The following is a 19,372-nucleotide window of genomic DNA, read 5'->3' on the forward strand; positions in this document are numbered from 1 at the left end:
GGTCATGGCCCGACGTTCACGACAGCGCGAGATCGACGAGGCCGACGTCGAGGTCGGCGCCCCGCAGGACCACGCGGCGGGGCCGACGGCGGTGGCCGTGAGCATGAAGCGGGCGATCGGCCACATGGGGGTCAAGCGCACCGCCCAGACCCTGCTGCGGCTCAACCAGGCCGACGGCTTCGACTGTCAGGGCTGCGCCTGGCCGGACCCGAGCCCGGACCACCGGCACACGGCCGAGTTCTGCGAGAACGGCGCCAAGGCGGTCGCCGATGAGGCGACCCGCGACCTGATCGGACGGGAGTTCTTCGCGCAGCACCCGGTGGCCGAGCTGGCCGAGCACACCGACTACTGGCTCAACCAGCAGGGCCGGATCACCGAGCCGATGGTGCTGCGCGCCGGCGGCACCCACTACGAGCCGATCACCTGGGGCGACGCGTTCGCGACGATCGGTCGCCACCTCACCGCGATCGAGCCCGACCAGGCCGTCTTCTACACCTCGGGCAAGACCTCCAACGAGGCCGCGTTCCTCTACCAGCTCTTCGCCCGCGCCTACGGCACCAACAACCTCCCGGACTGCTCCAACATGTGCCACGAGTCGACCTCGGTGGGTCTCGCCGAGGTGATCGGCATCGGCAAGGGGTCGGTCTCGCTCGAGGACGTCCATCGGGCCGAGCTGATCGTGATCCTGGGCCAGAACCCCGGCACCAACCACCCGCGGATGCTCTCCGCGCTCGAGGAGGCCAAGGGCAATGGCGCCAGGATCGTGGCCGTCAACCCGCTCAAGGAGGCGGGCCTGGTCCGGTTCAAGAACCCCCAGAACGTACGCGGCGTCGTCGGCCACGGCACCGGCCTCGCCGACCGCTACCTGCAGATCCGCAGCAACGGCGACCTGGCCCTCCTGCAGGCGCTCGGGGCTCTGCTGATCGAGCGCGGCGCGGTCGACCGCGACTTCGTCGAGCGCCACACCACCGGCTTCGAGGAGTACGCCGCCGCGCTGGCCGACCTCGACTGGGACAAGGTGCTCCGCTCGACGGGCCTGACCCGCGCCGAGATCGAGGACACCGCCGACCTGCTGGCCGCGTCCGAGCGGACCGTCTTCTGCTGGGCGATGGGCATTACCCAGCACCACAACGCCGTCGCCACCGTGAAGGAGATCGCCAACCTGGCCTTCCTCCAGGGCAACATCGGCAAGCCCGGCGCCGGCCTCTGCCCGGTCCGCGGCCACTCCAACGTGCAGGGCGACCGCACCATGGGCATCTGGGAGCGCCCGCCGGGTCACTTCCTCGACAGCCTCCAGCGCGAGCTGGGCTTCGACCCCCCGCGCGAGCACGGGTACGACGCCGTCGCCGCGATCCGGGCGCTGCGCGACGGCGACGCGAAGGTCTTCATCGGCATGGGCGGCAACTTCGTCTCGGCCGCGCCGGACACCTCCGTCACCGAGGAGGCGATGCGCGCGGCCGACCTGACCGTGCACGTCTCGACCAAGCTCAACCGCTCCCACGTCGTCCACGGCCGCGAGGCGCTGATCCTGCCCGCCCTCGGGCGCAGCGAGCGCGACCTCACCGGCGGGCGGGTGCAGCGGGTCAGCGTCGAGGACTCGATGTCGGCGGTGCACACCTCGCACGGCCCGCTGAAGCCGGCGTCGCCGTACCTCCGCTCCGAGGTCGACATCGTCTGCTCGATCGCCGAGGCCACCCTCGGGCAGGGGCACCACCTGCCGTGGGCGGCGTACCGCGCCGACTACGCCGAGGTACGGCGCACGATCGCCAAGGTCGTCCCCGGCTGCGCGTCGTACGACGAGAAGGCCTCGCAGCCCGGCGGCTTCGTGCTGCCCCACCCGCCGCGCGACACCCGGACCTTCCCGACCAAGCTGGACAAGGCGATCTTCACCGTGAGCCCCGTCGAGGTGCTGGAGGTGCCGCCCGGCAAGCTGGTGCTGCAGACGATCCGCTCGCACGACCAGTTCAACACCACGATCTACGGGCTCTCGGACCGCTACCGCGGCATCGAGAACGGCCGCCGCGTCATCTTCCTGCACCCCGACGACATCACCGCCCTGGGCTTCGCCGAGGGCGACCTCGTCGACATCATCAGCGAGTGGGAGGACGGCTCGGTCCGTCAGGTGCCGACGTTCCGGGTGGTGTCCTACGACCAGCCCCGCGGCTGCGCGGCGGCGTACTACCCCGAGACCAACCCGCTGATCGCCCTCGACCACACCGCCGAGGGCAGCAACCAGCCGGCGTACAAGTCGATCATCGTCCGCCTCACCCCCTCCGACGGCGGCTCGACCGGGGTCGTCTCCACCCTGGCCAGCACCTACACCCGCGGCGACGAGGCCAAGCGGACCGTCGAGCCCGACCAGCTCTCCTGACCCGTCTCGGCGGTGGTCGCGGGGGCCGGCGAGAGTTTCATCGGCTGGCCGACGAACCTCACGCCGGGACGACGAACGTTCATCGTCCCGGCGTGAGTTTTATCGGCTAGCCGATAAACCTTTGCGGCCCGCCCAGCCACGAACGAGGCGGCGTATCGAGACCCGGTGCGAGAATCACCCCATGCTGGAGCTGCGACCCAACTGCGAGTGCTGCGACAAGGACCTGCCGCCCGACGCACCGGACGCGATGATCTGCACCTTCGAGTGCACCTGGTGCCGCGACTGCGCCGAGAACGTGCTGCTCGGGGTGTGCCCGAACTGCCAGGGCGGCTTCGCGCCCCGGCCGATTCGCCCGGCGGCCGCGCTCGAGCGCCACCCCGCCTCGACGGTCCGCGTGCTCGCCCAGGACTGCGGGGCGCGCGCATGACCAACCCCGAGCGCGACCCCGACGTCCTGACCTGCGAGGCGCACGTGGTGCCCGGCGTCGAGATCATGACGCCGCGCGACGTACCCCTGGGCGGTCCCCGCGCCATGGGCGTACGACGCACGCTGCCCCAGCGCGGTCGCTCGCTGATCGGCGCCTGGTGCTTCCTCGACCACTACGGCCCCGACGACGTCGCCGACACCGGCGGGATGAAGGTCGCCCCGCACCCGCACACCGGGCTGCAGACGGTCAGCTGGCTGTTCACCGGCGAGATCGAGCACCGCGACAGCGCCGGCCACCACGCGATGGTCCGGCCGGGCGAGGTCAACCTGATGACCGCCGGGCACGGCATCAGCCACTCCGAGGTGTCGCCGCCCACCACGACGACCCTGCACGGCGCCCAGCTCTGGGTCGCCCTCCCCGACGCCGCCCGCGACACCGCGCCGACCTTCGCCCACCACGCGCCGGCGCCGATCACCCGCGACGGCCTCGAGGCCCGGGTGTTCCTCGGCTCGCTGCTGGGGGAGACCTCGCCGGTCGCGACGTTCACCCCGCTGCTCGGCGCCGAGCTGCTGCTCGACCCCGGCACCGAGCTGGTCCTCGACGTCGACCCGTCGTACGAGCACGGCGTCCTGGTCGACGCCGGGACGGTCACCGCGGCCGGCACCGTCGTGGCCAAGGACGAGCTCGCCTACGTCCCGCCCGGCTCCGCCACCCTCGCGCTGCGGGCCGGCGCCGACCCGGTCCGGCTGCTGCTCCTCGGCGGCCCGCCGTTCGGCGAGGCCATCGTGATGTGGTGGAACTTCGTCGGCCGCAGCCACGACGAGGTGGTCGCCTTCCGGAAGGAGTGGCAGGCCCAGATCACCCCCGACGGGCTGGTCGACGGCCGGTTCGGCATCCCCGTCGACGACCCGCTCCCGCCGATCCCGGCCCCGGCGCTGCCCAACGCGAGGCTGCGCGAGCGCCGCTAGCGACGCGCGTACTCGTTCACCACGACCCCCGAGCGGTACGGCGTGCTGCGCTCCAGCCGGTAGTCCGGCGCGACCACCGGGTCGCGGAACAGCGGCGTCCCGTCGCCGAGCACGACCGGGTTGACCTTCAGCACCAGCCGGTCGATCTCTCCGGCGAGCCGCCCCGCGAGCGCCCCGCCCCCGCACAGCCAGATGCCGGTGCCGGGCTCGCTCTTGAGCCGTCGTACGACGGCGACCGGGTCCTCGTCGGTGACGGTGATCGAGTCCGGCGCGTCCGCCGCGGTGCGGGTGCGCGAGAAGACGACCTGTCGGGTGTGGGGGTAGGGGTCGCGGGTGTGCTCGAAGCCGGCGGCGTAGGTCCGCCACCCCATCAGCGTGGTGTCGAAGCGCTCACCGGTCGCGACCAGGCCCAGGGCCTGCAGGCCGACGTCGGGCAGGGTGTCGACGTACTCGCGGAGGATCATCTCGATGTGGTCGCCCTCGACCGGGAAGCGGCTCACGTCCCCGTCCGGGCCGTCGATGAAGCCGTCGAGGGAGACGGCGACGTAGTAGGTGAGCTCGCGCACGGCAGGTCCTTTCCACGACAGATGTAGTGGTGGGGAGAGTAGGACACCTGTAGTGGTTGCGTCTACTCTGGGCGGATGGCGCGCAACAGCTCACGGCGGACCGAGCTGGCCGATGCCGCGATCACCGTGCTCGCCGCCGAAGGGGCGCGCGGTCTGACCCACCGCGCGGTCGACCGGCAGGCCGGCGTGCCGGCGGGCACGACCTCCAACTACTTCCGCTCGCGGGCGGCGCTGCTCGAAGGGCTGGTCGGACGCATCGGCGAGCGGCTGGCGCCCGAGCCCGAGGTGCTGGCCTCCCTGGCCGCGGACCCGCCGGACCGGGCGTCGTACCTGCGTCACCTGCGCGACATCGCCCGGCGGCTGCTGCGGGACCGGGACGTGACCCTGGCCTGGTTCGAGCTGCGGTTGGAGGCGGCCCGTCGACCGGAGGTGGGTGCGCTCATGGAGCGGGTGCTGGTGGCCGGCTTCGCCGGGGACGTCGCCTACAACGAGGCCGCCGGCCTGCCGGGCGGGGCTCGCGAGATCGCGCTGTTCCACTACGCGATGGATGGGCTGGTGCTCGACCGCCTGACCGTCTCGATCGACCCCGCGACCGACGTGGACGACGTGGTCGCGACCCTGGTCGACCGGCTGCTGCCCTGACCGGCCGCCGCGGACTGTCGGCGGCGTACGTCAGGATGCCCTCATGGGACCCGTGACCGGCGAGGACGGCATCGCCCGCTGCCCGTGGGGCAGCGGGCCCGGGGTGATGCGCGACTACCACGACACCGAGTGGGGCAACCGCGTCCACGGGGAGTCGGCCTACCTGGAGCGGCTCACCCTGGAGGCGTTCCAGTCGGGGCTGTCGTGGTCGACGATCCTCAACAAGCGCGAGAACTTCCGCGCCGCGTTCGCCGGCTTCGACGCCGAGGTCGTGGCGGCCTACGACGACGCCGACCGCGCGCGGCTGATGGCCGACGCCGGCATCGTCCGCAACCGGCTGAAGGTCGACGCCGCCATCATCAACGCCGCGGCCACCGTCGCGCTGCGCGAGCGGGAGGGCCTCGAGGCGTTCGTGCTCTCCTTCGCGCCCGACGAGCCGCCGGCCTGGGCCGACACCGCCGAGATGGCGACCACCTCGCCCGAGTCGAAGGCCCTGTCGAAGGCCCTGAAGAAGGTCGGCTTCGCCTTCGTCGGCCCGACCACGATGTACGCGCTGATGGAGGCGATCGGGGTCTTCGACCCGCACCTCGTCGGCTGCCACCGGCGGGGTGCCAGCGGGGCTCAGCCCAGCTGAGCCGCCTCCGCGGCGAGCGCGCTGACCCGGTCCCAGTCGCCCGCGGCCAGCGCCGACGCCGGGGTGATCCAGGAGCCGCCCACGCAGCCCACGTTCGCCAGCGAGAGGTACGACGGCGCGGACGCGGCCGTGATCCCGCCGGTCGGGCAGAACCGCGCGGCCGGGACGACGGAGGCGAGCGACCCGAGGTACGCCGCCCCGCCCGAGGCCTCGGCCGGGAAGAACTTCAGCTCGGTGCAGCCGGCCTCCAGCGCGGCCAGCGCCTCGGACACGGTCGCGGTGCCGGGCAGGAACGGCAGCCCGGTGTCGCGCATCCCGGCCAGCAGAGCCGGGGTCGCGCCGGGGGAGACCAGGAACTGTGCGCCGGCCTCGGCCGCGGCGGCGGCGAGGGCAGGCGAGGTGACCGTGCCGGCGCCGACCGTGATGTCCGGGACCTCGGACGCGATCGCCCGGATCGCGTCGAGGGCGACCGGCGTGCGCAGGGTGAGCTCGATGACCGGCAGGCCACCGGCCACCAGGGCGCGCGCGACCGGGACGGCGTGCGCGAGGTCGCTCACGACCACCACCGGCACGACCGGGGCGAGGGTGAGGAGCGAGGACTCAGACGGGCTGGACAACGGGGGCCTCCTGGAAGGGCGTGGGCACGCCGGGGAAGATACTGGCACCCGCGTCGGCCGGGCCCACGCTCGCCCGGAACATGGCGAACAGCTCGCGGCCGGTGCCGGCCCACTCGTCGCCGAGCGGCGCGCGCCCGGTCGACTCGCGGTGGGCCAGGTCCTCGGCGGAGACGTCGATCGACAGCAGGCCGCCGTCGGCGTCGACGGTGATCAGGTCGCCCTCGCGCACCCGCGCCAGCGGGCCGCCGAGCGCGGCCTCGGGGGTGACGTGGATGGCGGCCGGCACCTTGCCCGACGCCCCGGACATCCGGCCGTCGGTCACGATCGCCACCCGCCGCCCGCGGTCCTGGAGGACGCCGAGGGCGGGCGTGAGCTTGTGCAGCTCGGGCATGCCGTTGGCCGCCGGGCCCTGGTAGCGCACCACCGCGACCAGGTCGCGGCCGTCGAGCTCGCCCGCGCCGAACGCGGTGAGGAAGTCGTCCTGGTGGTCGAAGACCATCGCCGGCGCGGTGACCAGCCGGTGCTCCGGCTTCACCGCCGAGGTCTTGATGACCGCGCGGCCGAGCGGTCCGGAGAGCACCCGGACGCCGCCGTCGGGCGCGAACGGGTCGGACGCCGGCCGCAGGACGTCGAGGTCGCCGCTGACCTTGGCGCCCTCCTCCCAGCTGACGGAGTCGCCGGAGAGCTTGGCCTCGGCGGTGTGCCGCCACAGGCCGCGACCCGAGACGGTGAGCACGTCCTCGTGGAGCAGCCCGTGGCGCAGCAGCGTCTGGACCAGGAACGGCACCCCGCCGGCGGCGTGGAAGTGGTTCACGTCGGCCGACCCGTTCGGGTAGACCCGGGTCAGCGACGGCACCACGGCCGACAGGTCGGACAGGTCGTCCCAGGTCAGCTCGATGCCGGCGGCCTTGGCGATGGCCACCAGGTGCAGGGTGTGGTTGGTCGAGCCGCCGCTGGCCAGCAGCGCGATGCAGGCGTTGACGACGGCCTTCTCGTCGACGACCTCGCCGATCGGGGTGTACTCGCCGCCCTGTCGGGTGATCTCGACCGCGCGGGTCGCGGCCGCCCGGGTGAGGGCGTCGCGCAGCGGGTTGTCGGGGTTCACGAAGGACGAGCCGGGCAGGTGCAGCCCCAGCACCTCCATGATCAGCTGGTTGGAGTTGGCCGTGCCGTAGAACGTGCACGTCCCGCGCGAGTGGTACGACGCCGACTCGGCCTCGAGGAGCTCCTCGCGGGTGGCCTTGCCCTCGGCGTACAGCTGGCGGATCCGCGCCTTCTCGCCGTTCGGCAGCCCGGAGGCCATCGGGCCGGCCGGCACGAACACGGTCGGCAGGTGGCCGAAGGAGAGCGCCCCGATCAGCAGGCCGGGGACGATCTTGTCGCAGACGCCGAGCATCAGCGCGCCGTCGAACATGTCGTGCGAGAGCGCGATCGCCGTCGACATCGCGATCACGTCGCGCGAGAACAGCGACAGCTGCATGCCGTCGCGGCCCTGGGTGACGCCGTCGCACATCGCCGGCACGCCGCCGGCGACCTGGGCGATGCCGCCCGCCTTCACGACCGCCTTCTTCAGCGCCCGCGGGTAGGTCTCGAACGGCTGGTGCGCCGAGAGCATGTCGTTGTAGCTGGTGACGATGGCCAGGTTGGGCTTCACCGACCCGATCAGCGCCCGCTTCTCGGCGGGCTCGGAGGCGGCGAAGCCGTGGGCCAGGTTGGCGCAGGCCAGCCGCCCGCGGGCGGGGCCGCGCTCAGAGGCGGCGCGGATCCGCGCGAGGTACGCCGTACGCGTCGGCTCGCTGCGAGCGACGAGCCGGGCGGTGACGGCGGCGATCTCCGGGTGGAGGGGAGTGGTCACGAGTCGAGCTCCTGCCAGGTACGGCCGTCGCGCTCCAGGAGCGCCGCGGCGGCGGTGGGGCCGGCGGTTCCGGCGGGGTAGCCCAGGGGCTGCTCGGGCGTCGAGGCCCAGCGGTGCAGGACCGGCTCGGCCCAGGCCCAGGCGGCCTCGACCTCGTCGCGCCGCATGAAGAGGGTCGGGTTGCCCTTCATCACGTCCATCAGCAGCCGCTCGTAGGCGTCGGGCAGGCGCTGGTCGAACGCCGTCGCGTAGGCGAGGTCCAGGGAGACGGGCCGGAGGCGGTAGCCCCCGGGACCCGGCTCCTTGGCGGTGAGGTGCAGGCGCATGCCCTCGTCGGGCTGGACCAGGATGTGCAGCCGGTTCGGCGTGGTCACGCCCTCGGCCTGCGGGAACATCGAGTGCGGCGGCCGCTTGAAGACCACCACGATCTCGGACGCCCGCCGGTCCATCCTCTTGCCGGTGCGCAGGTAGAACGGCACCCCGGCCCAACGCCAGTTCTGCACCTCGGTCTTCAGGGCGACGAAGGTCTCCGTGCGCGAGCCCGCGCCGACCTCGTCGTCGTACGACGCCACGACCTCGCCGTCGACCTGCCCGGCGTCGTAGCGGCCGCGGACGGTGTCGCGGTCGATGACCTCCGGCGTCATCGGCTTCAGCGCCTGGAGGACCTTCAGCTTCTCGTCGCGCACGGTCTCGCGGTCGACGTACGTCGGGGGCTCCATCGCGACCAGGCAGAGCAGCTGCAGCAGGTGGTTCTGCACCATGTCGCGCAGCGCGCCGGCCTGGTCGTAGTAGCCGCCGCGGGAGCCGACGCCCAGCGACTCGGCCACGGTGATCTGCACGTGGTCGACCCAGCTGGAGTTCCACAGCGGCTCGAGGAAGGTGTTGGCGAAGCGCGTGACCAGCAGGTTCTGGACGCTCTCCTTGCCGAGGTAGTGGTCGATCCGGAAGATCTGCCGCTCCTCGAAGACCCGCCCGACCGACTCGTTGACCGCGCGGGCCGACTCCAGGTCGTGGCCGATCGGCTTCTCCATGACGACGCGGGCGTGCTCGTCGACGGCGCCGATCTCGTCCAGCCGCTCGCAGACCTGCCCGAACATCCGCGGCGCGACGGCCAGGTAGTAGACGCGGACCGTCTCGTCGTACGACGGCCGGTCCTTCAGCAGCCCGTGGAAGAGGTGCCAGCCGTCGGGGTCGGAGAAGTCCAGCGTGACGTGGTGCAGCCGCGCGAGCAGCCGCTCCAGCACGTCCTCGCGCAGCACCCCGGGGGCGAGGTGCTCGGCGAGCGCGGCCCGGACCTGCAGGCGGTACGCCGCGTCGTCGAGGTCGCTGTGCGACACGGCGATGATCCGGGTGTCGGGCGGCAGCTGGCCCTCGTGGTCGCGCATGTAGAGCGCCGGCAGCAGCTTGCGGAGCGCCAGGTCGCCCGTGCCTCCGAAGACGGTGAAGTCGCAGGTCTCGGGCATCTCCATGCCTCCACGGTACGGAGACTTAGGTACGCCGCGCAACCGAACTTAGGACTTTCCTAGATCGAAGGGTCCCGGACTTGGGTTCCGGCGTGATTCAATCCCGGCCATGAACGCGCCGCTGGACCCGACGACCGGGAGTCTCGTGCTGCCCGGCTCGTCGGCCGCGGACCTGTTGCAGCTGGTCCGGACCGGCCAGGCCACCACCCGCGCCGAGCTGCGCCGGCTGACGGGGCTCTCGCGGACCGCGATCGTCACCCGGGTCTCCGCCCTGGTGGACTCGGGCCTGCTCCAGCTCGGGGAGGAGCTGCCGTCCACCGGCGGTCGTCCCCCCGGGGCGCTGGTCTTCAACCAGGACGCCGCCGTGGTCGTGGCGGCCGCGATCGGCCGCTCCCGCAGTCAGCTCGGGATCTTCGACCTGGACGGCCGCGAGCTGGTGGGGGACACCCGCGACCACGAGGTCGGGATCGGTCCCGACGAGCTGATGCCCGCGGTCGTCGAGCGGCTCGGCAAGCTGCTGGTCGGGATCGAGCCCCCGGTCGCCGGCATCGGGATGAGCCTGCCGGGCTCGGTCGACCCGGTCCGGGGCGCGAGCGTCGACTCGCCGATCATGGGTCGCTGGGAGGGCATCGAGCTGGCGCCGTACCTCGCCGACGTCTGTCCCGCGCCGCTGCTGGTCGCCAACGACACCGAGGCGCTGGCCCGCTCCGAGCTGTTCCCGAGCTCGTCGGTCCGCGACCTGCTGGTGGTCAAGGCCTCCACCGGGCTGGGGATGAGCACGGTGTCCGGCGGCCGGATCGTCACCGGCCGGGTCGGCACCACCGGCGAGATCGGGCACACCCGGGTGCCGGACGCCGACGGGCTGGTCTGCCGCTGTGGGGCGACCGGCTGCCTGGAGACCCTCGCGGGCGGCTGGGCCCTCGCCCAGCGACTCACCGCCTCGGGCCGGCCGGCCACCCACGTCCGCGACCTGGTCGCCCTCGCGCTGGAGGGCGACGCGGTCGCCCGTGGTCTGATGCGCGACGCCGGCCGCCACGTCGGCGAGGTCCTCGCCGTCGCGGTCAACCTGCTCAACCCCCAGGCCATCGTCATCGGCGGCGACCTGGCCTCCGCCTTCGACCTCTTCGTCGCCGGCATCCGCGAGAGCGTCTACGCCCTGGCCACCGCGACCGCCGTCCGCGACCTGCAGTTCCTCCCCGCCGCCCACGGCGACTCCGCCGGCCTGGTCGGCTGCGCCGCCCTGGCCATCGAGCACTCCCTCCGTCCCGCCGCCGTCGAGGCCCGCATCAACCCCTGACCCACCCCCCCCCGGGCCTGGGCCGAGTCAGCACCACTGGTGCTGACTCGGCCCACCACTTCTGCTGACTCGGCGCGGGGCGGCCAGGATGGGGGCGTGATCACCGGACTGACGTGGCTGCTGGGGTGCCAGCTGGTGGGGGAGGTCCTGGTCCGGCTGACCGACGCGCCGGTGCCGGGGCCGGTGGTGGGGATGGTGGTGCTCTTCGTCGTCCTCCAGGTACGGCGGGCCGCGGATGACGTACCCGTCGTGCGGGTGAGCGACGCCCTGCTGCGCCACCTCCAGCTGCTGTTCGTGCCGGCCGGAGCCGGGGTGGTCGGCTACCTGTCCGTGCTGCGCGAGGACGCCCTGCCGGTCACCGTCGCGCTGGTCGGCTCGTGGGTGCTCGGCCTGGCCGTCGTGGGCTGGACGGTCTCCCTGCTGGGCGGGAGGGAGCGATGAGCTGGCTGACCGACTCGCCGCTGTTCCCGCTGGTGCTGACCCTGCTGGCCTACCAGGCCGGCCGGTCCCTGCAGGCCCGGACCGGCCACGCCCTCGCCCAGCCGGTCCTGGTCGCGGTGGTGTTGGTCGGCGCGGTGCTGCTGGTCCTCGACGTGGACGTGGCCGACTACCGCGACGGGACCGCGCTGCTGACCTTCCTGCTCGGTCCGGCGACGGTCGCGCTGGCCGTCCCGCTGCACCGCCAGGCCCACCGGCTGCGCGGGCTGCTGGTCCCGCTGCTGGTCGCCGTACCGCTGGGGGCGCTGGTCAGCGTCGGGTCGGCGGTCCTGGTCGCGCGCGGCCTCGGCGGCGACGAGCTGCTCCAGCGCACCCTGGCGCCGAAGGCGGCGACCGCGCCGGTCTCGATCGCGCTGTCGGGCGAGAACGGCGGCATCCCCCAGCTCACCGCGGCCCTCACGATCGTCGCCGGCATCCTCGGTGCCGTGGCCGGCCCGGCCGTGCTCACCCTGCTGCGCGTCCGCTCGCGCACCGCCCGCGGCATCGCGATGGGCTCGGTCTCACACGGCATCGGGACCTCCCGGGCCCTCGCCGAGGACCGCACCGAGGGCGCCTTCTCCGGCCTGGCCATGGGGCTCATCGCCCTCGCCACCAGCCTGGTCCTGCCGATCCTGCTGGCCCTACTCCTGTAGCCCCGCCCCGATCCGCTCGATGATGCGTCGCCGGGCCTGCTCGCCCTCCGGCACCGGCAGCAGCGGTACGACGTGCAGCCCGCCGGGCAGCTCGTGGAAGTCGACCGGCACCACGCCGGCCAGCCGGTCGCGCAGGATCCGGGCGTCCGGCAGCGTGATGTCGCGGGTGCCGACCCACAGGTCGACCGGCGGCAGCCCGTCGACCGGGCCGAGGAGCGGGCTGACCCGCGGGTCGTCCAGCGACAGGCCGGCCGCCCAAGCGTCGGCGATCGGGCGCAGCGCGGCCCGCGCGAGCCACGGGTCGTGCGGCTCCAGCGCGTCCACCTCGGGGTTGCGCATGCCGAGGTCGAGCCACGGGGCGATCAGGGTCAGGCCGCGGACGGTCGAGCGGCCGCGGGCGACCGCTCGCTGGGCGGCCGCGAGGGCCAGCCCGCCGCCGGCCGAGTCCCCGGCGAGCCAGCAGTCGCGGCCCGCGTCGTACAGCTCCTCGAGGAGGGCGGCGACCAGGTCGTGGGCCTGCTGCGCGTAGTGGTCCGGGGCCAGCCCGTAGACGGGCACCCAGACCTCGACGTCGAGCTCGGCGGCCAATCGCCGCACGAGCGCCCAGTGCTGGCTGACGATCTCGTTCACGTAGGCGCCACCGTGCAGGTAGACGACGACCGGCCGCGACCCGGCGGAGTCCGGGCGACGGACCTGGTGGACGTCGAAGCAGCCCACTGTCCGGGACTCGACCGACATCCGACGGGTCACCGAGCGCGGCGGGTCCGAGGGACCCTTCGCGCGGGCCAGCATGTCGTGGCCGCCCTCGGTCGTCAGGAACCGTCGCTTGCGGGTGCTGCGCATCAGCGCCGCCACACCCCTCATCTGCCAGGACACCACGTGCGGAGCGTAGTTGGATGAGGGACATGACTCGCGTGCACGCCTTCCGTGACGACGCCCTCGGCGACCTCGACGCCGTCGGCCTGGTGACCGCCCTCCACGCCGGCGAGGTGTCGGTCCGCGAGGCCGTCGAGGCCGCCGTCGCCCGGACCGAGGAGGTCGACCCCGCATTGGGCGCGGTCGCCTACCGCGCCTACGACCGGGCCCGCGCGGAGAGCCTCGACCCGCGCGGCGGGTTCTTCTCGGGCGTGCCGACCTTCGTCAAGGACAACGTCGACGTCCAGCACCTGCCGACCCAGCACGGCACCGACGCCTTCGAGGGGCGACCGCGGCGGGCCGACGGCGACCTGGCCAGGATGTACCTCGCCACCGGGCTGGTCCCGCTGGGCAAGACCCGGCTCTCGGAGTACGGCTTCAGTGCCGCCGCCGAGCACCCGCGGCAGGGCCCGGTCCGCTCGCCCTGGTCGACCGACCACAGCGCGGGGGCGTCGTCCGCGGGCTCGGCCGCCCTGGTCGCCGCTGGCGCCGTCCCGATCGCCCACGCCAACGACGGCGGCGGCTCGATCCGGATCCCGGCCGCGGTCAACGGCCTGGTCGGGCTGAAGCCGACCCGCGACCGGCTGGCCCAGGACGCGCTGACCCGCCAGATGCCGCTGCGGATCGTCGCCGACGGCGTGGTGACCCGATCGGTCCGCGACACCGCGGCGTTCCTCCGCGAGGCGGAGAAGGTCTACCGCGCCCTGCACCTGCCGCCGGTCGGCGACATCACCCGCCCGGGTCGCGGCCGGCTCCGGATCGCCGTCAACACCGCCGGCATCGGCCGCGGCGCGAGCCCCGAGGTCACGACCCTCACCCTGAAGGTGGCCGAGCAGCTGGAGGAGCTCGGCCACGCCGTCGAGGAGGCGCCCGCCCCGGCCGACCCCGGGTTCCCCGACGACTTCGTCCTCTACTGGGCGTTCCTGGCCCTGGTCATCGTCCGCACCGGCCGCCGCGTCAACGGCCGCAGCTGGGACCCCGACCGCCTCGACAACCTCACCCGCGGGCTGGCCCGGCACGCCCTCCGCAACCTGCACCGGGTCCCCGGGGCGATCCGTCGGCTCACCCGTGCGCGGCACGCCGCGGCCGCCTTCCACGAGCGGTACGACGTCGTGCTGACCCCCACGCTCGCGCACGAGACGCCGCGTGTCGGTCACCTCGACCCCACCCAGGAGTACGACGCGATCATGGACCGCCTGCTCGACTGGGTGGCCTTCACGCCGTGGCAGAACGTGACCGGCGACCCGGCCGTCTCGCTGCCCCTCGCGACCACGGCCGCGGGCCTCCCGCAGGGGATGATGCTCGGCGCCGGAGCGGGCCGCGAGGCCACCCTCCTGGAGCTCGCCTACGAGCTCGAGGAGGCCTTCCCGTTCGCCCGGATCGTGGCTCCGTAGGGCGAGGATCGAGCCGATTTCTCGTTCCCGGGAGGGCTGTGTATCGTTCTCCGTCGTTGCCCCTTTAGCTCAGTCGGCAGAGCGTCTCCATGGTAAGGAGAAGGTCTACGGTTCGATTCCGTAAAGGGGCTCTGGGTGAGGGTTGTGCGGCCGGTTAACCTGGCCGTACTCCCATGCCCTCGTGGCGGGGTAGCTCAGGTGGTTAGAGCACACGGCTCATAATCGTGGTGTCGCGGGTTCGAGTCCCGCCCCCGCTACTCACCACCGAGCAGCACCGCACCACCCTCGACCCCAAGGACTTCCCGTGGCCAGCAAGAGCTCCGACGTTCGCCCCAAGATCACTCTCGCGTGCGTTGAGTGCAAGGAGCGCAACTACATCACCAAGAAGAACCGCCGCAACGACCCCGATCGTCTCGAGCTGGCGAAGTTCTGCCCGCGGTGCCGCAAGCACCAGGCGCACCGCGAGACCCGCTGACCCGTCAGCGTCTCCGCTTCCCCGACGACCCGTCCGAGCCTGGCTCGGGCGGGTCGTCGGCGTTCCCGCCCCGTCGATAGGCTGACCGGCATGCCAGTCGATGCCTCGCTCGTCGGACGGGTCTTCCCGCCGACCGCCCCGCTCACCGTCTCCGAGGAGCGGGTCCGCGCCTTCGCCGCGGCCACCGGCTCCTCGTACGACGGGGGCCCGGCGCCGGCCACCTTCCCGATCGTGCTGGCCTTCGACGCGATGAACGCCTTCCTCGAGGCCGAGGCCATCGACCTGTTCCGCATCGTCCACGGCGAGCAGCGGTTCGCCTACGAGCGGCCGGTCGTCCCCGGCGACGTGCTGACCGCGACGCTCACCGTCGCGTCGCTGCGCCAGATCGCCGGCAACGACATCATCGGCACCACCTCCGAGGTCACCGACGCCGACGGCACCCTGGTCTGCGCGACCAGCGCGACCCTGGTCCACCGGGGGGCCGCGGCATGACGCTCGACACCCAGACCTACGCCGTCACCCGCGCCGACCTCGTGGCGTACGCCGAGGCCAGCGGCGACCACAACCCGATCCACCAGGACGAGGACGTCGCCCGCAGCGTCGGCCTGCCCGGCGTGATCGCTCACGGCATGTACACGATGGCGCTGGCCGCCCGCGCGGTCGCGACCTGGTTCCCGGGTGCCGAGGTGGTCAGCCTCGGCTGCAAGTTCACCAGCCCGGTCGTGGTGCCTGCCGAGGGCGCCGTCGACGTCGTCGTCGCGGGCGAGGTGAAGAGCAGCGAGGACGGGCTCACCACCGTGGCCCTCACCGTCACGAGCGCCGGCCAGAAGGTCCTCGGCATGCCCAAGGCGGTCGTGCGCGCCGATGGCTGAACTGCTCGCCGACCACACCACGCTGCGCGTCGGGGGAGCGGCCGGCAGCTACGTCCGGGCCACCACCGAGGACGAGCTCACCGAGGCCGTCACGGCCGCGGAGATGGCCGGCGAGCCGGTGCTGGTGCTCGGGGGCGGCAGCAACCTCCTGGTCGCCGACGAGGGCTTCCCCGGCACCGTGGTGGAGGTCGCGACCACCGGGCTCGAGCTCGACGTCGAGGACGACGACCCGACCTGCGGCGGGGTGCTCGCGACGGTCGCCGCCGGCGAGACCTGGGACGACCTGGTGGCGCTCGCCGTCGAACGCGGCTGGGTGGGCGTGGAGGCCCTCTCCGGCATCCCCGGGTCGGTCGGCGCCACCCCGATCCAGAACGTCGGCGCCTACGGCCAGGAGGTCGCCCAGACCATCGCCTCCGTGCGGGTCTGGGACCGCCGCCTGCGGGGCGTGCGCACCTTCGCGGCCGCCGACTGCGGCTTCGGCTACCGGTACAGCCGGTTCAAGGCCGACCCCGGCCGGCACGTCGTCCTGAGCGTCACCTTCCAGCTCCGCCAGGGCAGCCTCGGCGCACCCGTCGCGTACGCCGAGCTCGCCCGGACCCTCGGCGTCGAGGTCGGTGCCCGGGCGCCGCTGGCCGACGTCCGCGCGGCGGTCCTCGGCCTGCGCCGGGGCAAGGGCATGGTGCTCGACCCGGCGGACCACGACACCTGGAGCGCGGGCTCCTTCTTCACCAACCCGGTCGTCGCGGCGGGCGCCGTACCCGAGGGGGCGCCGGCGTGGCCCCAGCCCGACGGGTCGGTGAAGACCAGCGCCGCCTGGCTGATCGACCACGCCGGCTTCGCCAAGGGGTACGGCGAGGGCCCGGCCCGGCTCTCCACCAAGCACCCGCTGGCCCTGACCAACCGCGGCTCGGCGAGCGCCGACGACCTGCTCGCCCTGGCCCGCGAGGTCCGCGACGGGGTCGAGGCGCGGTTCGGCATCCGGCTCGTCAACGAGCCGGTGCTGGTCGGCTGCGTGCTCTAGCCGGAGCTCTAGGTCCCGGAGTAGTCGGTCGAGTAGTCCGGCGATGAGTCGACGGCGAGCACCAGCACCACGAACGCGATGATCGCCAGGATCGCCAGCACGAGCAGCACCGTCGTGACGATCCCGAGGATCATGCCGGTGTTGGCCTCGCTCTCGCCGCGGTAGGCCCCGCCGCTCGCGGCGATCTCACGCTTGACCTTCGCGCCCATCGACCAGGCGAACGGCCCGAGGACGACCAGGACGCCGCACAGGAACGTGCCGGCGAGGCCGACGATGCCGAGGATCAGCGCGGTGTTGGCCTGCGGGTGGACCGGCGCCGCCATCGGCGGGGTGTAGCCGTAGGCGTAGCCGGGCTGCTGCTGGCTGTACTGGGGCCACTGCGGCTGGCCGGGCTGGCCGGGCTGCTGCGGGGCGGGCTCGTCGGGACGGCGCTGGTACCCGGGGTGGTCGGGGTGCTCGGGACCGATGGTCATGGGGACATCGTGCCCGAGGGAGCGGCGACCCAGGCATCGATCTCGCGGAGCACGCCGGCGCGGACGTCGTCGGGGGCCCGCGAGGCCCGCACCGACATCCGGGCCAGTTCGGCCAGGGTCGTATCGGAGAGGTCGTGCGCGGCCCGCATGGTGGCGTACTGGCCGGCCAGCCGGGAGCCGAACAGCAGCGGGTCGTCGGCGCCGAGCGCGACCGTGGCCCCGGCGGCCAGCAGGGTAGGCAGCGGCACCGAGGTCAGGTCGGAGTAGACGCCCAGCGCGACGTTGGAGACCGGGCAGACCTCGAGCGCCACGCCGGCCGCGACGATCCGGTCGAGGAGCGCCGGGTCCTCGGCCGAGCGGACGCCGTGGCCGAGCCGGTCGGCGTGCAGGGTGTCCAGGCAGGTGCTGACGTGCTCGGGGCCGCGCAGCTCGCCGCCGTGCGGCACCAGGGCCAGCCCGGCCCGCTCGGCGATCGCGAAGGCGCCCGCGAAGTCGGCCGTGGTGCCCCGGCGCTCGTCGTTGGACAGCCCGAAGCCCACCACGCCCCGCCCGGCGTACTGGACGGCGAGCCGGGCGAGGGTGCGGGCGTCGAGCGGGTGCCGGGTGCGGTTGGCGGCGATCACGACCGCCATCCCGAGCCCGGTCGTCGCCGACGCCTCCCGGACGGCGTCGAGCACCAGGTCGGTGAAGGCGGTGATCCCGCCGAAGCGGGCGCCGTACCCGCTCGGGTCGACCTGGATCTCCAGCCACCGCCCGCCGTCGCGCACGTCGTCCTCGGCGGCCTCGAGCACCAGCCGTCGTACGTCGTCCTCGGTGCGCAGCACTGAGCGCGCGACGTCGTAGAGCCGCTGGAAGCGGAACCAGCCCTTCTCGTCGGCCGCCGAGAGGGTCGGCGGCCACTCGGACACCAGCTGGTCGGGCAGCGAGATGCCGTCCCGCTCGGCGAGCTCGAGCAGGGTCTGGTGCCGCATCGACCCCGTGAAGTGCAGGTGCAGGTGCGCCTTGGGCAGTGCGTGCAGGTCCCTCACTCAGCCGAAGAGCTTCTGCAGCCGGGTGATCCCCTCGACGATGTCGTCGTCCCCGAGGGCGTAGGACAGTCGCAGGTAGCCCGGCGACCCGAACGCCTCGCCCGGCACGATCGCCACCTCGGCCTCGTCGAGGATGTACTCGGACAGCTCGGCGGAGGTCTCGATCACGCGGCCGCCGTACTCCTTGCCGAGCAGGCCCTTGACCGACGGGTAGGCGTAGAACGCGCCGCCGGGCAGCGGGCAGACGACGCCGTCGATCTCGTTGAGCATCGACACGATCGTGCGCCGGCGCCGGTCGAAGGCGACCTTCATCTCGTCGACCGCGGACAGGTCGCCCTCGAGCGCGGCGATGGCGGCGCGCTGGGAGACGTTGGCGACGTTGGACGTGGCGTGCGACTGCAGGTTGGTGGCGGCCTTGACGATGTCCTTCGGGCCGATGACCCAGCCGACCCGCCAGCCGGTCATCGCGTAGGTCTTGGCGACGCCGTTGACGATCACGGTGTGGTCGGCCAGCTCGGGGCAGAGCACCGGCAGCGAGCCGGTCTCGATGCCGTCGTAGACGAGGTGCTCGTAGATCTCGTCGGTCAGCACCCACAGCTGGTGCTCCTCGACCCAGGCGCCGATGGCCCGGATCTCGTCGGCGGTGTAGACCGCGCCGGTCGGGTTCGACGGCGAGACGAACAGCAGCACCTTGGTCTTCTCGGTGCGCGCGGCCTCGAGCTGCTCGACGGTGACCTTGTAGTCCTGGGTCTCGTCGGCCAGCACCTCGACCGGGACGCCGCCGGCCAGCGCGATCGACTCGGGGTAGGTGGTCCAGTACGGCGCGGGCACGATCACCTCGTCGCCCGGGTCGAGCATCGCGGCGAAGGCGCCGTAGATGGCCTGCTTGCCGCCGTTCGTGACCAGCACCTGGGCCGGCTCGATCACGAGGCCGCTGTCACGGCGGGTCTTCTCGACGATGGCCTTCTTCAGCTCGGGCAGCCCGCCGGCCGGGGTGTAGCGGTGGTTCTTGGCGTCGCGGGCCGCCTCGACGGCCGCCTCGACGATGTAGCCGGGCGTCGGGAAGTCGGGCTCGCCGGCGCCGAACCCGACGACCGGGCGGCCCTCCGCCTTCAGCGCCTTGGCCTTGGCATCCACCTTGAGCGTCGCGGACTCGGCGATGGCGCCGATCCGCTGGGACACGCGACGGTCACGAGGGCTTCCGGGAGAGGTCATGGCGCCCAT

General features: G+C 73.2%; 21 protein-coding genes and 2 tRNA genes. 15 read left to right on the plus strand and 8 right to left on the minus strand.

Annotated features, from left to right (window positions below; translation table 11 throughout):
* Positions 1-4 precede the first annotated feature (4 nt).
* The 3 genes from BLT76_RS14225 (at position 5) to BLT76_RS14235 (ending at position 3,766) form a co-directional block, all read left to right on the plus strand.
* Entirely contained in the window at positions 5-2,371 is a 2,367-nt protein-coding gene (locus BLT76_RS14225) for an FdhF/YdeP family oxidoreductase (protein WP_090857157.1), read from the plus strand.
* A 181-nt stretch (positions 2,372-2,552) separates the two neighbouring features.
* Positions 2,553-2,798, plus strand: coding sequence for a DUF1272 domain-containing protein (locus tag BLT76_RS14230; RefSeq protein WP_090857160.1), 246 nt, complete (start codon positions 2,553-2,555; stop codon positions 2,796-2,798).
* On the plus strand, positions 2,795-3,766 hold the full coding sequence (locus BLT76_RS14235) for a pirin family protein (RefSeq protein ID WP_090857162.1): 972 nt from the start codon (positions 2,795-2,797) through the stop codon (positions 3,764-3,766). The genes BLT76_RS14230 and BLT76_RS14235 overlap by 4 nt, the downstream gene beginning before the upstream one ends.
* Here the strand turns inward: BLT76_RS14235 and BLT76_RS14240 are convergent.
* Positions 3,763-4,332 carry a dihydrofolate reductase family protein gene (locus tag BLT76_RS14240; protein WP_090857165.1) on the minus strand — a complete coding sequence of 190 codons (570 nt, stop codon included), beginning with the start codon at positions 4,330-4,332 and terminating at the stop codon, positions 3,763-3,765. The two genes, BLT76_RS14235 and BLT76_RS14240, sit on opposite strands and share 4 nt — an antisense overlap.
* 75 nt (positions 4,333-4,407) lie before the next feature.
* On the opposite strand from BLT76_RS14240, the gene BLT76_RS14245 reads away from it, so the two are divergent.
* Positions 4,408-4,974, plus strand: a complete 567-nt coding sequence (locus BLT76_RS14245) for a TetR/AcrR family transcriptional regulator (protein ID WP_090857169.1) — start codon at positions 4,408-4,410, stop codon at positions 4,972-4,974.
* Positions 4,975-5,017: 43 nt separating this feature from the next.
* On the plus strand, positions 5,018-5,608 hold the full coding sequence (locus tag BLT76_RS14250; RefSeq protein WP_090857172.1) for a DNA-3-methyladenine glycosylase I: 591 nt from the start codon (positions 5,018-5,020) through the stop codon (positions 5,606-5,608).
* Here the strand turns inward: BLT76_RS14250 and eda are convergent.
* From eda to zwf, 3 genes are read right to left on the minus strand one after another with little or no spacing between them, the layout of a single operon-like run.
* On the minus strand, positions 5,596-6,225 hold the full coding sequence (gene eda, locus BLT76_RS14255) for a bifunctional 4-hydroxy-2-oxoglutarate aldolase/2-dehydro-3-deoxy-phosphogluconate aldolase (protein WP_090857175.1): 630 nt from the start codon (positions 6,223-6,225) through the stop codon (positions 5,596-5,598). The genes BLT76_RS14250 and eda overlap by 13 nt on opposite strands.
* Entirely contained in the window at positions 6,209-8,080 is a 1,872-nt protein-coding gene (gene edd / locus BLT76_RS14260) for a phosphogluconate dehydratase (RefSeq protein WP_090857180.1), read from the minus strand. The genes eda and edd overlap by 17 nt, the downstream gene beginning before the upstream one ends.
* Positions 8,077-9,549 carry a glucose-6-phosphate dehydrogenase gene (gene zwf / locus BLT76_RS14265; RefSeq protein ID WP_090857183.1) on the minus strand — a complete coding sequence of 491 codons (1,473 nt, stop codon included), beginning with the start codon at positions 9,547-9,549 and terminating at the stop codon, positions 8,077-8,079. Before zwf ends, edd begins: the two co-directional genes overlap by 4 nt.
* A 103-nt stretch (positions 9,550-9,652) precedes the next feature.
* On the opposite strand from zwf, the gene BLT76_RS14270 reads away from it, so the two are divergent.
* The 3 genes from BLT76_RS14270 to BLT76_RS14280 all read left to right on the plus strand — a co-directional run bounded on the left by BLT76_RS14270 (position 9,653) and on the right by BLT76_RS14280 (position 11,970).
* On the plus strand, positions 9,653-10,840 hold the full coding sequence (locus BLT76_RS14270) for an ROK family transcriptional regulator (protein WP_090857186.1): 1,188 nt from the start codon (positions 9,653-9,655) through the stop codon (positions 10,838-10,840).
* Positions 10,841-10,936: 96 nt separating this feature from the next.
* Positions 10,937-11,281 (plus strand): CidA/LrgA family protein, encoded by a 345-nt coding sequence (locus tag BLT76_RS14275; protein WP_090857188.1) that lies wholly within the window; start codon positions 10,937-10,939, stop codon positions 11,279-11,281.
* Positions 11,278-11,970 (plus strand): LrgB family protein, encoded by a 693-nt coding sequence (locus tag BLT76_RS14280; RefSeq protein WP_090857191.1) that lies wholly within the window; start codon positions 11,278-11,280, stop codon positions 11,968-11,970. Before BLT76_RS14275 ends, BLT76_RS14280 begins: the two co-directional genes overlap by 4 nt.
* Here BLT76_RS14280 and BLT76_RS14285 read toward each other — a convergent pair.
* On the minus strand, positions 11,959-12,849 hold the full coding sequence (locus BLT76_RS14285) for an alpha/beta hydrolase fold domain-containing protein (RefSeq protein ID WP_211752958.1): 891 nt from the start codon (positions 12,847-12,849) through the stop codon (positions 11,959-11,961). The two genes, BLT76_RS14280 and BLT76_RS14285, sit on opposite strands and share 12 nt — an antisense overlap.
* A 17-nt stretch (positions 12,850-12,866) precedes the next feature.
* Here BLT76_RS14285 and BLT76_RS14290 point away from each other — a divergent pair, with 17 nt between their 5' ends.
* The 7 genes from BLT76_RS14290 (at position 12,867) to BLT76_RS14320 (ending at position 16,647) form a co-directional block, all read left to right on the plus strand.
* A complete protein-coding gene (locus BLT76_RS14290; RefSeq protein WP_244509412.1) occupies positions 12,867-14,279 on the plus strand; it encodes an amidase in 1,413 nt (470 codons plus the stop codon).
* 58 nt (positions 14,280-14,337) lie between these two features.
* Positions 14,338-14,410, plus strand: a tRNA-Thr gene (locus tag BLT76_RS14295).
* A 52-nt stretch (positions 14,411-14,462) separates the two neighbouring features.
* A tRNA-Met gene (locus BLT76_RS14300) sits at positions 14,463-14,536 on the plus strand.
* A gap of 47 nt (positions 14,537-14,583) precedes the next feature.
* Positions 14,584-14,754 (plus strand): 50S ribosomal protein L33, encoded by a 171-nt coding sequence (rpmG, locus tag BLT76_RS14305; protein ID WP_017932999.1) that lies wholly within the window; start codon positions 14,584-14,586, stop codon positions 14,752-14,754.
* A 90-nt stretch (positions 14,755-14,844) separates the two neighbouring features.
* Positions 14,845-15,246, plus strand: a complete 402-nt coding sequence (locus BLT76_RS14310; protein WP_090857197.1) for an FAS1-like dehydratase domain-containing protein — start codon at positions 14,845-14,847, stop codon at positions 15,244-15,246.
* Complete coding sequence (locus BLT76_RS14315; protein WP_090857200.1) at positions 15,243-15,626, plus strand: MaoC/PaaZ C-terminal domain-containing protein; 384 nt, start codon at positions 15,243-15,245, stop codon at positions 15,624-15,626. Before BLT76_RS14310 ends, BLT76_RS14315 begins: the two co-directional genes overlap by 4 nt.
* Positions 15,619-16,647 (plus strand): UDP-N-acetylmuramate dehydrogenase, encoded by a 1,029-nt coding sequence (locus BLT76_RS14320; protein ID WP_090857202.1) that lies wholly within the window; start codon positions 15,619-15,621, stop codon positions 16,645-16,647. Before BLT76_RS14315 ends, BLT76_RS14320 begins: the two co-directional genes overlap by 8 nt.
* A gap of 8 nt (positions 16,648-16,655) precedes the next feature.
* Here BLT76_RS14320 and BLT76_RS26180 read toward each other — a convergent pair whose 3' ends face one another.
* The 3 genes from BLT76_RS26180 to BLT76_RS14335 are packed head-to-tail and all read right to left on the minus strand — an operon-like array spanning position 16,656 to position 19,363.
* Complete coding sequence (locus BLT76_RS26180) at positions 16,656-17,120, minus strand: DUF4190 domain-containing protein (RefSeq protein WP_090857205.1); 465 nt, start codon at positions 17,118-17,120, stop codon at positions 16,656-16,658.
* Entirely contained in the window at positions 17,117-18,148 is a 1,032-nt protein-coding gene (locus BLT76_RS14330) for an adenosine deaminase (protein WP_090857209.1), read from the minus strand. The genes BLT76_RS26180 and BLT76_RS14330 overlap by 4 nt, the downstream gene beginning before the upstream one ends.
* Positions 18,149-19,363, minus strand: a complete 1,215-nt coding sequence (locus BLT76_RS14335; protein WP_090857564.1) for a pyridoxal phosphate-dependent aminotransferase — start codon at positions 19,361-19,363, stop codon at positions 18,149-18,151.
* Between the last annotated feature and the right edge of the window lie 9 nt (positions 19,364-19,372).

The sequence above is a fragment of the Nocardioides lianchengensis genome (assembly GCF_900101465.1).
GTDB classification, from domain to species: domain Bacteria; phylum Actinomycetota; class Actinomycetes; order Propionibacteriales; family Nocardioidaceae; genus Nocardioides; species Nocardioides lianchengensis.

Excerpts from the sequence above, each read along its gene's own strand:
- BLT76_RS14225 (WP_090857157.1), top strand. The coding sequence starts at position 5 with ATGGCCCGACGTTCACGACAGCGCGAGATCGACGAGGCCGACGTCGAG.
- BLT76_RS14230 (WP_090857160.1), top strand. The coding sequence starts at position 2,553 with ATGCTGGAGCTGCGACCCAACTGCGAGTGCTGCGACAAGGACCTGCCG.
- BLT76_RS14235 (WP_090857162.1), top strand. The coding sequence starts at position 2,795 with ATGACCAACCCCGAGCGCGACCCCGACGTCCTGACCTGCGAGGCGCAC.
- BLT76_RS14245 (WP_090857169.1), top strand. The coding sequence starts at position 4,408 with ATGGCGCGCAACAGCTCACGGCGGACCGAGCTGGCCGATGCCGCGATC.
- BLT76_RS14250 (WP_090857172.1), top strand. The coding sequence starts at position 5,018 with ATGGGACCCGTGACCGGCGAGGACGGCATCGCCCGCTGCCCGTGGGGC.
- zwf (WP_090857183.1), bottom strand. The coding sequence starts at position 9,549 with ATGGAGATGCCCGAGACCTGCGACTTCACCGTCTTCGGAGGCACGGGC.
- BLT76_RS14270 (WP_090857186.1), top strand. The coding sequence starts at position 9,653 with ATGAACGCGCCGCTGGACCCGACGACCGGGAGTCTCGTGCTGCCCGGC.
- BLT76_RS14280 (WP_090857191.1), top strand. The coding sequence starts at position 11,278 with ATGAGCTGGCTGACCGACTCGCCGCTGTTCCCGCTGGTGCTGACCCTG.
- BLT76_RS14290 (WP_244509412.1), top strand. The coding sequence starts at position 12,867 with ATGAGGGACATGACTCGCGTGCACGCCTTCCGTGACGACGCCCTCGGC.
- BLT76_RS14310 (WP_090857197.1), top strand. The coding sequence starts at position 14,845 with ATGCCAGTCGATGCCTCGCTCGTCGGACGGGTCTTCCCGCCGACCGCC.
- BLT76_RS14315 (WP_090857200.1), top strand. The coding sequence starts at position 15,243 with ATGACGCTCGACACCCAGACCTACGCCGTCACCCGCGCCGACCTCGTG.
- BLT76_RS14320 (WP_090857202.1), top strand. The coding sequence starts at position 15,619 with ATGGCTGAACTGCTCGCCGACCACACCACGCTGCGCGTCGGGGGAGCG.
- BLT76_RS26180 (WP_090857205.1), bottom strand. The coding sequence starts at position 17,120 with ATGACCATCGGTCCCGAGCACCCCGACCACCCCGGGTACCAGCGCCGT.
- BLT76_RS14335 (WP_090857564.1), bottom strand. The coding sequence starts at position 19,363 with ATGACCTCTCCCGGAAGCCCTCGTGACCGTCGCGTGTCCCAGCGGATC.